The 16,161-nt window shown below is 71.0% G+C and carries 13 protein-coding genes; 10 read left to right on the top strand and 3 right to left on the bottom strand.

What is annotated here, in order from left to right; genetic code table 11:
• The first annotated feature begins 3 nt into the window (after positions 1–3).
• From sucD to OG841_RS08680, 4 genes are all read left to right on the top strand, one after another.
• Complete coding sequence (sucD, locus tag OG841_RS08695; RefSeq protein ID WP_328641967.1) at positions 4–918, top strand: succinate--CoA ligase subunit alpha; 915 nt, start codon at positions 4–6, stop codon at positions 916–918.
• 93 nt (positions 919–1,011) lie between these two features.
• The gene (locus OG841_RS08690; protein WP_365124066.1) at positions 1,012–2,568 is read left to right on the top strand and encodes an aldehyde dehydrogenase family protein; all 1,557 of its coding nucleotides are present in this window, start codon (positions 1,012–1,014) and stop codon (positions 2,566–2,568) included.
• A gap of 83 nt (positions 2,569–2,651) precedes the next feature.
• Entirely contained in the window at positions 2,652–3,881 is a 1,230-nt protein-coding gene (frc, locus tag OG841_RS08685) for a formyl-CoA transferase (RefSeq protein WP_328641969.1), read from the top strand.
• A 29-nt stretch (positions 3,882–3,910) separates the two neighbouring features.
• Positions 3,911–4,432 carry a beta-class carbonic anhydrase gene (locus OG841_RS08680; RefSeq protein ID WP_371564303.1) on the top strand — a complete coding sequence of 174 codons (522 nt, stop codon included), beginning with the start codon at positions 3,911–3,913 and terminating at the stop codon, positions 4,430–4,432.
• Between the two features lie 394 nt (positions 4,433–4,826).
• Here the strand turns inward: OG841_RS08680 and OG841_RS08675 are convergent, their stop codons facing one another.
• Positions 4,827–5,519, bottom strand: a complete 693-nt coding sequence (locus OG841_RS08675) for a GntR family transcriptional regulator (protein WP_365123680.1) — start codon at positions 5,517–5,519, stop codon at positions 4,827–4,829.
• 140 nt (positions 5,520–5,659) lie between these two features.
• On the opposite strand from OG841_RS08675, the gene OG841_RS08670 reads away from it, so the two are divergent.
• Positions 5,660–6,466 (top strand): acyl-CoA dehydrogenase family protein, encoded by an 807-nt coding sequence (locus OG841_RS08670; RefSeq protein ID WP_365123683.1) that lies wholly within the window; start codon positions 5,660–5,662, stop codon positions 6,464–6,466.
• Between the two features lie 18 nt (positions 6,467–6,484).
• On the opposite strand, the gene OG841_RS08665 is transcribed toward OG841_RS08670, so the two are convergent.
• On the bottom strand, positions 6,485–7,174 hold the full coding sequence (locus OG841_RS08665) for a GntR family transcriptional regulator (RefSeq protein ID WP_328641971.1): 690 nt from the start codon (positions 7,172–7,174) through the stop codon (positions 6,485–6,487).
• Positions 7,175–7,460: 286 nt separating this feature from the next.
• Between OG841_RS08665 and OG841_RS08660 the strand changes: the two genes are divergently transcribed.
• The 5 genes from OG841_RS08660 (at position 7,461) to OG841_RS08640 (ending at position 13,593) form a co-directional block, all read left to right on the top strand.
• Entirely contained in the window at positions 7,461–7,940 is a 480-nt protein-coding gene (locus OG841_RS08660) for a formate dehydrogenase subunit gamma (protein WP_328641972.1), read from the top strand.
• Positions 7,937–9,550, top strand: coding sequence for a formate dehydrogenase beta subunit (locus tag OG841_RS08655; RefSeq protein ID WP_371564301.1), 1,614 nt, complete (start codon positions 7,937–7,939; stop codon positions 9,548–9,550). Before OG841_RS08660 ends, OG841_RS08655 begins: the two co-directional genes overlap by 4 nt.
• The gene (fdhF, locus tag OG841_RS08650) at positions 9,547–12,363 is read left to right on the top strand and encodes a formate dehydrogenase subunit alpha (RefSeq protein WP_371564299.1); all 2,817 of its coding nucleotides are present in this window, start codon (positions 9,547–9,549) and stop codon (positions 12,361–12,363) included. Before OG841_RS08655 ends, fdhF begins: the two co-directional genes overlap by 4 nt.
• A gap of 1 nt (position 12,364) precedes the next feature.
• Complete coding sequence (locus OG841_RS08645; RefSeq protein WP_328641975.1) at positions 12,365–12,577, top strand: formate dehydrogenase subunit delta; 213 nt, start codon at positions 12,365–12,367, stop codon at positions 12,575–12,577.
• Between the two features lie 83 nt (positions 12,578–12,660).
• Entirely contained in the window at positions 12,661–13,593 is a 933-nt protein-coding gene (locus tag OG841_RS08640) for a LysR family transcriptional regulator (protein ID WP_371570624.1), read from the top strand.
• A gap of 967 nt (positions 13,594–14,560) precedes the next feature.
• Here the strand turns inward: OG841_RS08640 and OG841_RS08635 are convergent.
• Positions 14,561–16,144, bottom strand: a complete 1,584-nt coding sequence (locus OG841_RS08635; RefSeq protein ID WP_371564297.1) for a FadD7 family fatty acid--CoA ligase — start codon at positions 16,142–16,144, stop codon at positions 14,561–14,563.
• Between the last annotated feature and the right edge of the window lie 17 nt (positions 16,145–16,161).

Below are 16,161 nucleotides of genomic sequence, written 5' to 3'. Positions count from 1 at the left end.
GACATGGCCATCTTCCTGACCAAGGAGTCCAGGGTCCTCGTCCAGGGCATGACCGGCGGCGAGGGCATGAAACACACCCGGCGCATGCTCGCGGCGGGCACCAACGTGGTCGGCGGCGTCAACCCGCGCAAGGCCGGCCAGACGGTCGACTTCGACGACCGTCTCGTCCCCGTCTTCGGCTCGGTCGCCGACGCCATGCGGGCAACCGGAGCCGACGTCACCGTCGTGTTCGTACCACCCGCCTTCGCCAAAGCGGCGGTTGTCGAGGCCGCCGACGCGGGAATCGGACTGGTCGTCGTCATCACGGAAGGCATCCCCGTCCACGACTCCGTCGCCTTCACCTCGTACGCGAAGAAGAAGGGAACACGGATCGTCGGCCCCAACTGCCCCGGCCTGATCACCCCCGGCCAGTCCAACGCGGGCATCATCCCCGCGGACATCACCCGCTCCGGCCGAGTCGGTCTGGTGTCCAAGTCGGGCACGCTCACCTACCAACTCATGTACGAGCTGCGCGACATCGGCTTCTCCACCTGTGTCGGCATCGGCGGAGACCCCGTCGTCGGCACCACCCACATCGACTGCCTCGCGGCCTTCCAGGACGACCCCGACACCGAACTGATCGTCCTCATCGGGGAGATCGGCGGGGACGCCGAGGAGCGGGCGGCCACGTACATCCATGAGCACGTCACCAAGCCCGTCGTCGGCTACATCGCCGGATTCACCGCGCCCGAGGGCAGGACCATGGGCCACGCGGGCGCCATCGTGTCCGGTTCGGCGGGCACCGCGCAGGCGAAGAAGGCGGCGCTGGAGGCGGTCGGCGTCAAGGTCGGGAACACACCCACCGAGACGGCCCGCCTCGTGCTCGCCCTGCTGGACACGGACCGCGAGGACACGGCCCGCGAGACACCTCGGGCCTGACCCGGAACCACACGGCGGCGGACGGAGATCAGTCCCGCTCCGCCGCGTCCCCCTACCCCGCCCCCGACCGTGCACCGAGAGCGGAGACATCGCATGACCACCACCCTCAACTCCACCCAGCTCGTGGTGAAGTCCGGTACCTCCTGGAACGACGCCTGGCAGCGCTGCCTCGCCGTCGCCCCCGAGGCCTTCCGGGACGACCGCGTCCTCAACCTCTGGGCCTCCGCCTGGCGGGCCGACGGCCGGGCCCTGCCCGCCACCAGCCCCGTCGACGGCAGCCCGATCGCCGGGCCGCCGCGCCTGGACCGGGAAGCCGCCCACCAGGCCGTCCGCGCCTCCCTCGACCAGCACCGCGCCTGGCGGTACATACGGCTCGAAGAGCGCCGGGCCCGCGTCGCGGCCACCCTCGACGCCCTCACCCAGCACCGCGAACTCCTCGCGCTCCTGCTGGTCTGGGAGATCGGCAAGCCCTGGCGTCTCGCGCAGGCGGACGTCGACCGGGCCATCGACGGCGTGCGCTGGTACGTCGACGGCATCGAGCCGATGGTCGAGGGCCGGGTCCCGCTGGACGGTCCGGTGTCCAACATCGCGAGCTGGAACTACCCGATGAGCGTGCTCGTTCACGCCATGCTGGTTCAGGCCCTGGCGGGCAACGCGGTCATCGCCAAGACCCCGACCGACGGCGGCGTCGCCTGTCTCACCCTGGCCTGCGCGCTGGCCGCCCGCGAGGGCCTCCCCGTCACCCTCGTCAGCGGCAGCGGGGGAGAGCTGTCTCAGGCGCTGGTGCGGGCGCCCGAGATCGGCTGTGTCTCCTTCGTCGGCGGCCGCGACACCGGAGCCGCCGTCGCCACGGCCGTAGCCGACCTCGGCAAGCGTCATGTCCTCGAACAGGAGGGACTCAACACCTGGGGCATCTGGAACCACACCGACTGGGACGCGCTGACCGCCGTCATCCCCAAGCTCTTCGACTACGGCAAACAGCGCTGCACCGCCTACCCGCGGTTCGTCGTCCAGCGCGAGCTGTTCGACGAGTTCCTGTCGGCCTACCTTCCCGCGGTGCGCACCCTGCGCCTGGGGCACCCGCTCGCCGTCGAGCACGCGGACGACCCCTACCCGGCACTGGACTTCGGACCGGTGATCAACGCGGCGAAGGCGAAGGAACTGCGCGACCAGGTCGCCGAGGCCATCGACCGCGGAGCCGTCCCGGTCCACCGCGGCAGCGAGGCGGACGCCCGCTTCCTGTCCGGCCAGGACACCTCCGCGTACGTCCAGCCCGTCACCCTCCTCAACCCGCCGCCGTCCTCGCCCCTCCACCACGCGGAGCCCTTCGGCCCGGTCGACACCATCGTCCTGGTCGACACCGAGGCGGAACTGCTCGCCGCGATGAACGCCTCCAACGGCGCCCTGGTGGCCACCCTGTCCACCGACGACCGGGCCACCTTCGACCGGCTCGCCCCGCAGATCCGCGCGTTCAAGGTCGGTCACGGCAAGCCGCGTTCGCGCGGTGACCGGGACGAACTGTTCGGCGGGTTCGGCGCCTCCTGGCGCGGCGCTTTCGTCGGCGGCGAGCTGCTGGTGCGCGCGGTCACCCGGGGCCCGGCCGGCGAGCGACTGCCCGGCAACTTCCCCGAGTACCAGCTGATGCCGTGAGGCGAGTCCGGGCGGCGCCCCGTGAAGGGGCGGCCGCCCGGCCACCGGCGAACACACGACGACGCAGAGATGGGGTGGCGAGCATGACGTTGGCTCTTGATGGTGTGCGGGTGCTGGATATGACGCATGTGCAGTCGGGTCCGTCGGCGACGCAGTTGCTGGCGTGGCTGGGGGCGGATGTGGTGAAGGTGGAGGCGCCGGGCGGGGACATCACACGCCGGCAGCTGCGGGATGTCCCGGACGCGGACTCGCTGTATTTCACGATGCTCAACTGCAACAAGCGCAGTATCACGCTGAACACCAAGACCGGGCGGGGGCAGCAGATCCTGACCGCGCTGATCCGGGGTGCGGATGTGTTGGTGGAGAACTTCGCGCCGGGTGCGGTGGAGCGGATGGGGTTCTCCTGGGAGCGGATCAGGGAGATCAACCCGCGGATCGTGTATGCCTCGATCAAGGGTTTCGGGGACGGCCCCTACACCGACTTCAAGGCGTATGAGGTGGTCGCGCAGGCGATGGGCGGGTCGATGGCCACCACCGGTTTCGAGGACGGGCCGCCGCTGGCGACCGGTGCGCAGATCGGTGACTCCGGGACCGGGATCCACGCGGTCGCGGGCATCCTGGCCGCGCTGCTCCAGCGCGAGAAAACGGGCAGGGGCCAGCGGGTGAACGTGGCGATGCAGCACGCGGTGCTGAACCTGTGCCGGGTCAAACTCCGGGACCAGCAGCGCCTGGCACACGGCCCGCTGACGGAGTACCCCAACGACGACTTCACCGAGGAGGTGCCGCGTTCGGGCAACGCGTCGGGGGGCGGGCAGCCCGGCTGGGCCGTGCGGTGCGCGCCGGGCGGGCCGAACGACTACGTGTACGTCATCGTCCAGCCGCAAGGCTGGCAGCCGCTGTCCGCGCTGATCGGCCGGCCCGAACTCGCCGAAGACCCCGAGTGGGCCACCCCCGAGGCCCGCCTGCCCAAGCTGGCCAAGATGTTCCAGCTGATCGAGGAATGGACCGCGACCCTGCCCAAATGGCAGGTCCTGGAACAACTCAACCGCCACAACATTCCGTGCGGGCCGATCCTGTCCCCGAAAGAGATCATCGAGGACCCTTCCCTCGCCGACAACGACATGATCGTCGAAGTCGGACACCCCCAGCGCGGCACCTTCACCACCGTCGGCAACCCCCTCAAACTCTCCGACTCCCCCACCACCATCACCACCCCACCCCTCCTCGGCCAGCACAACGAAGAGATCTACATCAACGAACTCGGACTCAGCGACGAGGAGTTGCCGCAGCTCAAGGAGCAAGGCGTCATCTGACCGTCCCGACCGGAGTGAGGTAGCCCCGCATGTCGACTTCAGCACCCCGAACCGCGACGGTCACCGACCGGCTCGTGGAGGCCAACCGCGCCTACGCCGCCCGCTTCACCGACCCCGGCATGGGCGCACGCCCCGTTCTGCGCGTGGCCGACGTGGCGTGCATGGACGCCCGCCTCGACCTGCACGCCGCGCTCGGACTGGAGCTCGGCGACTGTCACACCATCCGCAACGCCGGGGGAGTCGTCACCGACGACACGATCCGTTCCCTGACGATCAGTCAGCGTGCGCTCGGTACCCGCAGTGTGGCGCTCATCCACCACACCGGCTGCGGTCTCCAGACCCTGACCGAGGACTTCCGGCACGAACTGGAACTGGAGGTCGGTCAGCGTCCCGCGTGGGCGGTGGAGGCCTTCCGGGACGTCGACCAGGACGTACGGCAGTCCATGCAACGCGTGCGCACCTCGCCGTTCCTCCCACACACCGACGATGTGCGGGGGTCCGTGCTGCTCACCAGGGAATGCACACAAGGCCGCATTAGCTCGATCGTGTGATCGTCCACTTGCGGGCTTGCGGCGCCCTGGGCTGTTTGGGCTAGCGTGGTCGTGCGACCTGGGACACCGGGTACGGCGTCAGCGTGCGGGGCCCCTGCTCCACCTGAGGATGGTTCAGGGCCTCCCCGTCGCCTCTGGCCGTACCCACATGGCCAGGTCGTGAGGGAACTGGCCTCCCGGGCTCGGACCACGCACAGGATGCGTGTCGCCACCCGGGGTCGAGTACGCCGGGGACCAGCTCGCCCAAGACCGTTCGGGGCGCGCGGCTGAACGGACTCACTCCCGCTCAGTCCACAGGAACGGTTCGTCTTCGATGTGACGACGGGGCTGCTGCGGGAGATCGAGCCGAACTCCTGAGCCGTCCAAGCCCGTTGGCGGTGGTGGTCGGCCGGGGTCAGTCGTCCCGCCCGACCACCGCGGCGATCTGCTCGCAGTAGAAGTCGGTGGTGTTGCGGGTGTGCCGGCGCATGAGCTCCTCGGCGCGGTCGGCGGCACCCTCGCCGATGGCCTCGATGATCCTCGCGTGCTCGTTCCAGGCGTCCTTGCCGCGGGGCTTGGCGATGGGCATGTAGTACCAGCGCACCCGCCGGTCGACCTGGGGGATGAGTTCGGCGAGGACCGCGTTGCGGGACAACAGGGTGATGTGGCCGTGGAGGGCGGCGTTCGCCTCCACGATGGCCCGGGCGTCCCCGGCCGCGAGGGCGGCCAGACCTGTCTGCTGGAGTTCCCACAGCCGGGCGACGTCACGGGCGGTGGCGTGCCGGGCCGCGCCGCGCGCGGAGTGGGTCTCCAGGAGTGCCCGGACGCTGAGGAGTTGGGCGCACTCCTGCGTGGTGGGGGAGTGGACGAAGGCCCCCTGCGAAGGGCGCAGGTCGACCCAGCCGGCGGTCTGGAGCCGCTGCAACGCCTCACGGATCGGCTGCCGGCTCACGCCGAGGCTCTCCGCCAGCTCGGCCTCGACGAGGTGCTGGCCGGGTTTCAGCGAGCCGTTGATGATCAGTTCGGTGAGGGCCTCGTACACGGCCTGGCGGAGCGGGGTGGGCCTGTTGATCGGGCCACGGGCTGTCACGGTGGGTGTGTCGGGCATGGGCCCTGTCTCCCTCGTTCGGCTGATGGGTCCCGGAAATTGCCCGGCTGACCCCTGGCGCGGCGACCTTCCCATGCAGAATACTGTATGCAATCATCATTCGACAGTGGACCAGCAGCCACGCCCGAGGGGGTCGCCCCGTGTTGTACCGCACCGCTCTCTCCGAAGTCCTGACCAGTGTCGTCGGACCCGTCGCCGAAGCAACCGCCGTCCAGGGCAGGTTCCCTCGAGGCGCCGTGACGGCCCTCGGCCGCGCCGGGCTGCTGGGGCTCACCGTCTCCACCGAATTCGGCGGCGGGGGGCGGGGGTTGCCGGCAGCCGTCGACGTGGTCGCGCGGACCGCGCGCGTCTGCCCGGCGACGGCGGCCGTCCTCCAGTCCCACTACACGGCGGTCGCCGTCATCGAGGCATACGGCGGCCCTTGGACACGGGGCGAGATCGCCGCCGGACGCCACCTCGCCAGTCTTGCGCTCGCCGAGTCGGAGGGGGAGTCGGAGGCCGGAGGTGACGGCTCGACATCCGAGACTCAGCTCTTCGTGCCGCACTCCGTGGCCACCCGTTCCGGTGACGTGGTAGCCCTGCGGGCCCGCAAGCAGCGGGTGGTCGCGGCGGGGGAGGCCGACCTGTACGTCTGGTCCTCCCGGCCCCTCGCCGCCCCCGACGGGCTGACGCTCTGGGCGGTCCCGGCGCATGCCCCGGACCTGTTCGTCCCGGCCAGGCCCGGCGCCGCGGGACCCCGCGGCAGCGCGACCTCGACGGTGTTCGCCGACCCGGTGCGGGTGCCCGCGGAAGCGATGCTCGGAGCGGACGGCGGCGGACTCGACATCCTGCTGCGCACGGTCCTGCCGTGGCTGCTCGAACTGCGGGCCGCCGCCGAGACCCGCCGCCCGCCGGCCCTCGACCTCGGGAGCGCCCGCCGCCCCGCCGGCTCCCTCGCCGCGTCCTGAACCGTGCCAGGGAAAACGTCAGTCCTGGTTCGCCCTGGCCGCGATCTGCCTGCGGTAGAAGTCGGTCGTGCGCTCGGTGTGCTTGCGCATGACCTCGCCCGCCTGCTCCGCGTCGCCCTTGGCGATGGCCCTGATGAGCTGGGTGTGCTCGTTCCAGGCCTCCTTGCCGCGGGGTTTGGCGATGGGCGTGTAGTACCACCGGACCTTCTGGCCGACCTGGGCGATCAGTTCGGCCAGCACGGCGTTGTCGGCGACGGCGGTGATGAAGTCGTGCAGCGCGGTGTTGGCCGCGACCAGGCGCTCGACGTCGTCGTCGGCGAGAGCGGCGACCCCGTCCAGCTGGAGTTCGTCAAGACGCGCGATGTCCTCGGGCTTCGCGTTCTTCGCGGCGAGCTGGGCCGAGTAGGTCTCCAGGACCGAGCGGACGCCGAGGAGCTGGGCGGCCTCCTCCTCCGTGGGGGAGTGGACGAAGGCGCCCTGGGCGGGCCGCAGATCGACCCAGCCGGCGGTCTGGAGCCGCTGGAGAGCCTCGCGGACCGGCTGGCGGCTGACGCCGAGGTGTTCGGCGAGCTCGGCCTCGACCAGATGCTGGCCCGGCTTGAGGGAGCCGTTGACGATCAGCTCGGTCAGGGCGTCGTACACGGCCTGACGCAGCGGTGCCGGGCGGGTGACGCGCCGGGATGCTGCGGCCGTGAGTGCCTCGCGCATGGTTGTCCCGTTCTGCCGCCGGTGTCACGCAATGGCGGCCTTGCCGAGTGGGGCCGTGCGGAGGGTCGCCGAACGGCCGCGTCAGCATACAGGTTTTGGTATGCAACATGGCGGGCGTCGCCGCGGGATTCGCCCTGGTGGGCACACCTGACGCGCAGTCCGGTGTCCACACTTCTCCGTCTGCCCGCTGTGCGGCAGGGTTGTGTATACAGAAGTCTGTATGGAGTATGGTCGGAGTCTCCTGCATCCCTCGCCGGGGACCCGTGTGACGGAAGGCGAAGCGATCATGACGACCAGCGGAAGTGACGTGACGGTCGAGAGCGTGGTCCGGAGGGTGGTGGCCCGTCACCGGGGCGAGCGTGGAGCACTGCTGCCCGTACTGCACGCCGTCCAGGCCGAGTTGGGCCATGTGCCGCAGGAGGCCGTGCCGGTACTCGCCGAGGAGCTCAACCTCTCCAGGGCGGACGTCCATGGAGTGGTGACCTTCTACCACGACTTCCGTCGCGAGCCCGCGGGCCGTACCACCGTACGCATCTGCCGCGCCGAGGCCTGCCAGGCACTGGGCGCCGACCAACTGGTGAACTACGCGCGCCAGTCCGGACTGCCCCTGGGTGAGACGGCGGCGGACGGCTCGGTCACCGTCGAGCAGGTCTTCTGCCTCGGCAATTGCGCGCTCGGGCCGTCGGTGGAAGCCGACGGACGGCTGTACGGACGAGTTGGCCCGGCCAAGCTGGGCTCGATCCTCAACGGGACGGTCTCCTCATGAACAACCCAGCGCACTCCACGGCCACCGTGTACGTCCCGCGCGACTCCGCGGCCAGGTCCGTCGGCGCGGACGAGGTCGCGCAGGCCCTTCAACACGCTGCCGTCCGCGGGGACTTCGCCCTCGACGTCGTGCGCAATGGATCACGCGGCATGCTGTGGCTGGAGCCCCTGGTCGAGGTGGTGACCCCCCAAGGGCGTGTCGGCTACGGCCCGGTGACCTCGGAGGACGTCGAGGATCTCCTGGCCGCGGGCATGCTCGACGGCGCCGATCACCCCCTGCGGCTCGGACTCGTCGACGAACTGCCCTGGCTGGCACGCCAGAACCGCGTCACCTTCGCCAGAGTCGGCGTGACCGACCCGCTGTCGACCGAGGACTACGAAGCGCACGGCGGCCTCAGGGGACTGCGCGCCGCCCTGGAGCTCGCCCCCGCGGACGTGGTCGCCGAGGTCACCGCGTCCGGACTGCGCGGCCGTGGCGGCGCCGGATTCCCGGCCGGCATCAAGTGGAAGACCGTGCTGGACGGCGCCGACGAGCTGAAGTTCGTCTGCTGCAACGCCGACGAGGGCGACAGCGGGACCTTCGCCGACCGGATGGTCATGGAGGGCGACCCGTTCATGCTCATCGAGGGCATGACGATCGCCGCGCACGCGGTCGGAGCGAGCGAGGGCTACCTGTACATCCGCTCCGAATACCCGGACGCGGTGGCCACGATGCGCCGGGCGATCGGGATCGCCCGCGAGCACGGCTGGCTCGGCAAGAACATCCTCGGCTCCGCCCTCGACTTCGACCTGCACGTCCGCGTCGGCGCCGGCGCGTACATCTGCGGCGAGGAGACCTCCATGCTGGAGAGCCTGGAGGGCAAGCGCGGCATGGTCCGCGCGAAACCGCCGATCCCGGCGATCGAGGGCCTGTTCGGCAAACCGACCGTGGTGAACAACGTCCTCACCCTCGCCACCGTGCCCGTGGTCCTGGCCGAGGGCGCGACGGCGTACGAGCGGCTCGGCGTCGAACGCTCCCGCGGCACCCAAGTGTTCCAGCTCGGCGGCAACATCGCCCACGGCGGCATCGTGGAGACCGCCTTCGGCATCACCCTGCGGGAGCTCATCGAGGAGTACGGCGGCGGGACCCACTCCGGACGCCCGGTGCGCACCGCGCAGGTCGGCGGCCCGCTGGGGGCGTACCTGCCGGAGTCGATGTTCGATCTGCCCATGGACTACGAGGCGTTCGCGGCGGCCGGGGCGATGGTCGGCCACGGCGGAGTGGTCGTCTTCGACGACAGCGTCGACATGGCCGCACAGGCCCGTTTCGCGATGGAGTTCTGCGCCGAGGAGTCCTGCGGCAAGTGCACACCGTGCCGAGTCGGGGCCGTGCGCGGCGTCGAGGTGATCGACAAGATCGTCGGCGGCACCCACCGGGACGAGAACCTCGCCCTGCTCGAAGACCTCTGCGACCTGATGACCGAGGGCTCGCTGTGCGCGATGGGCGGGCTCACCCCGCTTCCCGTGCGCAGCGCCCTCACCCACTTCCCCGACGACTTCCTCGGCGGCCGTCGACTCCTGGACATCCAGCCCGTACAGGCGACGGGCGCGAGGACGGAGGGCACGGAATGACACTCCTCAAGGAACCCGACTTCGGAACCCCCGAGCGGCCCGGCCCGGCGACGGTGTCCGTCGAGGTGGACGGCCTGCCGGTGACCGTCCCCGAGGGCACCTCGGTGATGCGCGCGGCCGCACAGGCCGGCGTCGACATACCCAAACTCTGCGCCACCGACAGCCTGGAGGCGTTCGGCTCCTGCCGGCTGTGCGTGGTGGAGATCGACGGCCGGCGCGGCACCCCGGCGTCCTGCACCACCCCGTGCGCCGACGGCATGAAGGTGAGCACCCAGACACCGAAGGTGGAGAAGCTCCGCCAGGGCGTCATGGAGCTCTACATCTCCGACCACCCCCTGGACTGCCTGACCTGCCCGGCCAACGGGGACTGCGAACTCCAGGACATGGCAGGGGTGGTGGGCCTCCGACAGGTCCGCTACGGCTACGAGGGCGAGAACCACCTCGTCGCCGAGAAGGACACCTCCAACCCGTACTTCGACTTCGACCCCTCCAAGTGCATCGCCTGCTCCCGCTGCGTCCGCGCCTGCGGCGAGGTCCAGGGCACCTTCGCCCTCACCATCGAGGGCCGCGGCTTCGACTCCAAGGTCTCGCCGGGCGCCGGTGAGACCTTCATGGACTCCGAGTGCGTCTCCTGCGGGGCCTGCGTCCAGGCCTGCCCGACGTCCACGCTCCAGGAGCGCTCGGTCGTCGAACTGGGCATGCCCACCCGGTCGGTGGTGACCACCTGTGCGTACTGCGGGGTCGGCTGCTCCTTCAAGGCCGAGCTGCGCGGCGACGAACTCGTGCGTATGGTGCCGTACAAGGACGGCGGCGCCAACGAGGGCCACTCCTGCGTCAAGGGCCGCTTCGCCTTCGGCTACGCCACCCACCCCGACCGCCAACTCAAGCCCATGGTCCGCGACCGGATCACCGACCCCTGGCGCGAGGTCGAGTGGGACGAGGCGATCGGCACGGTCGCCCGGCGGATGCGCGAGATCCAGGACCGGCACGGAGCGAGCGCGATCGGCGGGATCACCTCCTCGCGGTGCACCAACGAAGAGGTCTACGTCGTACAGAAGATGGTCCGCGCGGCCTTCGGCAACAACAACGTCGACACCTGCGCCCGCGTCTGCCACTCCCCGACGGGATACGGCCTCAAGCAGACCTTCGGCGAGTCGGCGGGCACCCAGGACTTCCGCTCGGTCGCCGAGGCCGACGTCATCATGGTGATCGGCGCCAACCCCACCGACGGCCACCCGGTGTTCGCCTCCCGGATGAAGCGCCGGCTGCGCGAGGGCGCCCAGTTGATCGTCGTGGACCCGCGCCGCATCGACCTCGTGCGCTCCCCGCACATCGAGGCGCGGCACCACCTCCAGCTCCGGCCCAGCACCAACGTCGCCGTGGTCAACGCGATGGCGCACGTCGTCGTCACCGAGGGCCTGGTCGACCGGTCCTTCGTCGACGCAAGGTGCGAAGGCTTTGACGACTGGGCCGAGTTCATCGCCCGCCCGGAGAACAGTCCGGAGTCCGTCGAGGAGATCACCGGAGTGCCGGCCGCCGAACTCCGGGCCGCCGCACGGCTGTACGCCGAAGCGCCCAACGGCGCCATCTACTACGGCCTCGGCGTCACCGAGCACAGCCAGGGCTCGACCATGGTCATGGGAATGGCCAACCTCGCGATGGCGTGCGGGAACATCGGCCGTGACGGCGTCGGAGTGAACCCGCTGCGCGGCCAGAACAACGTGCAGGGCTCCTGCGACATGGGCTCGTTCCCCCATGAACTCCCCGGCTACCGGCACGTCTCCGACGACGCCGTCCGGACCGTCTTCGAGAACCTCTGGGGCGGAACCCTCCTCGCCGAGCCGGGACTTCGCATCCCCAACATGTTCGACGCGGCCATCGACGGCACCTTCCGCGGCCTGTTCGTCCACGGCGAGGACATCGCCCAGTCCGACCCCAATCTCAAGCACGTCACCGCGGCCCTCGAAGCGATGGAACTCGTCGTCGTCCAGGACCTGTTCCTCAACGAGACGGCCAAGTTCGCGCACGTCTTCCTGCCCGGGGCGTCCTTCCTGGAGAAGGACGGCACCTTCACCAACGCGGAACGCCGCATCAACCGGGTGCGCGCGGTGATGAAGCCGAAGACGGGCAAGCACGAATGGCAGATCGTCAGCGAGATCGCCACGGCCATGGGCTACGAGATGTCGTACGACCATCCGGGCCAGATCATGGACGAGATCGCGTCGGTCACACCGACGTTCACCGGAGTCTCCTTCGACCTCCTCGACAAGCTCGGCAGCGTCCAGTGGCCGTGCAACGAGGAGGCCCCGGAGGGCACGCCCGTCATGCACGTGGACGAATTCGTGCGCGGCAAGGGCAAGTTCGTGGTCACCTCCTACGTGCCGACCAACGAACGCAGCACCCGGCGCTTCCCGCTGGTCCTCACCACGGGCCGCATCCTCAGCCAGTACAACGTCGGCGCGCAGACCCGCCGTACCGGCAACGTCGCCTGGCACCCCGAGGACGTACTGGAGCTGCACCCCCACGACGCCGAGGACCGCGGCATCAACCACGGCGACATGGTCACCCTGGCCAGCCGCGTCGGCCGGACCACCCTGCGCGCGGAGCTCTCCGACCGCATGCCGACCGGGGTCGTGTACACCACGTTCCACCACCCCGTCACCGGCGCCAACGTGGTGACCACGGAGAACTCCGACTGGGCGACCAACTGCCCGGAGTACAAGGTGACTGCCGTACAGGTGGCGCTCGCCCGCCCGGGCCGGTCGAGCGAGACCGAAGCCGCCGGGAACGACCTCGTGACGGTGGTGGACTGAGATGACCGCGACCGTGCCGGCGGAGTGCAGGATGGCCAACGACATCGCCAGGAACCTCGGTCACCTGCCGGGGGAGGACGCCGCGGAGGCGATCGCGGGGCACATCGGCAGGTTCTGGGACCCGCGCATGCGCACGCGGCTCCACGAGTTCGTCGATGCCGGGGTGGACGGCCTGGACCCCCTGGTGGTGGCCGCGGTGAAGCTTCTGCGCTGACCCGTGCGGTCTCCTCCCTGTACATCACTTCACACTGCATACAGTATGGAGGCAGTGATCCCATGGGCAGGGAGGAGCCGCTCATGCTGTTCCGGCAGCTCGAATACTTCGTGGCGGTGGCGAGGGAACGGCACTTCGCCCGGGCGGCGGAATCCTGCTACGTCTCCCAGCCCGCGCTCTCGGCGGCGATCGCCAAACTGGAGCGGGAGCTGAACGTCACGCTGATCAACCGCGGCCACAACTACCAGGGCCTCACCCCGGAGGGCGAGCGGCTCGTGGTGTGGGCCAAGCGGATCCTCGCCGAACAGGACGCCTTCAAGGCCGAGGTGGCCGCCGTGCAGTCCGGCATCACGGGGACCCTGCGGCTCGGCACCGACCCCACCGCGTCCACGACCCTCGCCCTTCCCGTGGCCGCCTTCTGCGCGGCGCACCCGCTGGCCAAGGTCCAGGTCCGCTCCCGGCTGTCGACGAAGGAACTCCATCGCCAGCTGCGCGACTACGAACTCGACGTGGCCATCGCCCACTTCGACCCGGACGACCAGGAGGGCCTCCAGGTCGTCCCCCTCTACCAGGAGCGGTACATGCTCCTGGTCTCCGACGACCAGCTGGTGGCCCAGTCCGCCACCGTGTCCTGGGCGGACGCGGCCCAGTTGCCGCTCGCGCTGCTGACGCCGGACATGCGGATCCGCCAGATCGTCGACACCGTGTTCGCGGAGAAGGGGTACGTGGTGACCCCGCAGGTCGAGACGGACTCGATCGCCTCCCTCTACGCGCACGTGGGCGGCGGTGGCTGGGCGAGCATCGTGCCCCACACCTGGCTGCGCGCGATGCCGGTGGTCGGCCGGACGAGAGCCCTCCCGCTGATCGACCCGGAGGCCGGAGCCCAGGTCTCTGTCGCGATCCACGCGGCGACCCCCGGGTCGGTCGCCGCCCGCGCGTTCGTCAACGCGGCGACCGGCCTCTCCCTGGACGACTTCTTCGCCCGCCCCCTACCCACCGAACACCGGGTGCGCTGAGCTCCGCCGGGGTGCGGTGTCCGGCCGGCGCTGCTTTCTCTCCGGTCCGGATCTCGTTTCGCGGTGTACGGCAGCGCGGCGGCGGGCGGGCCTGTCCGGGACGAACTCCTTCCCGGCCGCTCCCTGCCGAGCACCGCGGGCGCTGCCGCGACTGCCCTGTCGGGGCGTTGCTCCCAAGCGTGCCTGGTCGGGGCGCTCCTCCGGCAGGCCGCTCCCTGCCGAGCACCGCGGGCCCTGTCGCGATTGCCCCGTCGGGGTGCTGCTCCCAGGCCTGCCTGATCGGGAGTTGCCTCCGGCAGGCCGCTTGCCGCCGGGCAGGTCGGGTGCTGCGCCGTCTGCCTCGTCGGGCGCTGTCTCCGGCAGGCCGCTCCCCGGCAGGCGTGGCGGGTCCTGCTCCGCCGTCGCGGCGCTGCCCTCAAGACTGCCTGTCAGGGCGCTGCCTCCGACAAGCCGTTCCCGTTGGGCACCGCGGGCCCTGTCGCGATTGCCCCGTCGGGGTGCTGCTCCCAGGCCTGCCTGATCGGGAGTTGCCTCCGGCAGGCCGCTTGCCGCCGGGCAGGTCGGGTGCTGCGCCGTCTGCCTCGTCGGGCGCTGTCTCCGGCAGGCCGCTCCCCGGCAGGCGTGGCGGGTCCTGCTCCGCCGTCGCGGCGCTGCCCTCAAGACTGCCTGTCAGGGCGCTGCCTCCGACAAGCCGTTCCCGTTGGGCACCGCGGGCCCTGTCGCGATTGCCCCGTCGGGGTGCTGCTCCCAGGCCTGCCTGATCGGGAGTTGCCTCCGGCAGGCCGCTTGCCGCCGGGCAGGTCGGGTGCTGCGCCGTCTGCCTCGTCGGGCGCTGTCTCCGGCAGGCCGCTCCCCGCCGGGCACGGCGGGCGCTGCCCCGACTGCCCCGTCGGCCCTGCCTCCGAGACGGCCCCGTCGGTGCGCCGCCCCCGAGACGGCCTCCTCGGGCCCTGCCCCGACTGCCCCGTCAGGGTGCGTACCGCGCCTGTACCGCCTTCCGGTCCAGGCCTCCCTTCGCGGTGTACGGCAGTGCGGCGACCAGCTCGAGCCGGTCCGGCACCTCGAACGGGGCCAGCCGGTCACGGCAGTACCGCAGGATCTCCTCGCGGCCGACGCCGTCGGCCTCGCGCACCACCACGGCCGCGCCGACCCGCTGCCCGTAGACCCCGTCGGGCACGGCGAACACGGCCGCCTCCGCGACCCCGGGGCAGCCGGCCAGGATGTCCTCGACATGCTCGGGCGAGATCTTCTCCCCACCCCGGTTGATGAGGTTCTTGATCCGCCCGGTCAGCGAGAGGTACCCGTCCTCGTCCAGCGCGCCCAGATCACCGGTGCGCAGCCACCCGTCGACGAAGGTCCGCGCCGACTCGTCCCCGTCGGCGAGATAGCCCCGGGCGACCGTGGGCCCCTGCACCCACACCTCGCCCTCGACACCCACCGGACAGGGACGCCCGCCCCGGTCCACGACCCGCACCTCGACCCCGGTCGGCCGGCCCACCGACCCCTGCCTGAGCGCTCCCCGCTGCGGCAGCGGTTCGCTGGTCGCCTGGTGCGAGGACTCGGTCATCCCGTACCCGGACAGCAGCGGCGCGCCGAACGTGCGCTCCAGCGCCCGCTGCGTGGCCGTATTGAGGGGCGCGCTGCAACTGCGGACGAACTTCAGCGGCGGCGCCTGCGGACCCGGGTACTCCCGCTCCGACCGGTCCAGAAGGATCTCGTGGATCGCCGGCACCGCCGTGAACCACGTGGCGCCCACGGCCCGCATGTCGTCCCAGAACGTGCCCGCCGAGAACCGCCCCCGCTCGGGCAGCAGCACACAGCCCCCGCTCGCCAGGGACGCCAGCAGCGCGGCGAACAGCCCGTGGCCGTGGAAGAACGGCATCACCGCGACCGTCGCGTCCCCGGGGCCCAATTCATAGGTGGCGCAGATGTTCCGAAGCGAGGCGGCCACATTGGCGTGCGTCAACGGGACCATCTTCGCCCGGTCGGTGGTGCCGGCGGTGAACAGCACGAGGGCGTCCCGGTCCGACAACTCACCGGCCGCGCCACAGCCTTGCGGCACTTCACAGACACCGGGTTCGAGCACCACCGCAGTCATGGCCGCACGGGAGACGTCCACCCGCAGCGGCCAGGCCGGCACCGGAACCGGGACGACACCGGGCGCGGACGCATCGAGGAGGACCGCCCGCGCACCCAACGCCAGCAGACGCGCGGACAGTTGCGACTCGGGCAGCGCGGGATCCAGCGGAGCCGCCACCAGCCCGGCCCGCGCCGCGCCGAGCAACCCGACGACGAACTCCGCCGTGTTGGCACAGATCAGGCCGACCGCGTCACCGGGGCGCAGCCCCGCACCACCGAGCCGGCCGGCCACGTCGTCGGCCAGGGACGCGAGCCCCCGGTACGACAGGTGCACACGCTCGCCGGTCACCACGAGGGCCCGGGCGTCGGGGCGTTCACGTACCTGCCGGTCGAGGAGGTCGACCAGGCCCGCGACCTCCGAAGGCCGGTACCGGTTCGCGTCACGCACGGATGCCGCGGCCGGAACGGCCATGACCCCACCCCCTCGCA

The organism is Streptomyces canus, from assembly GCF_041435015.1.
Classification (GTDB): domain Bacteria; phylum Actinomycetota; class Actinomycetes; order Streptomycetales; family Streptomycetaceae; genus Streptomyces; species Streptomyces canus_G.
Note: the sequence above shows the minus strand (reverse complement) of the source record. Positions and strands in the feature narration are given on the sequence as shown.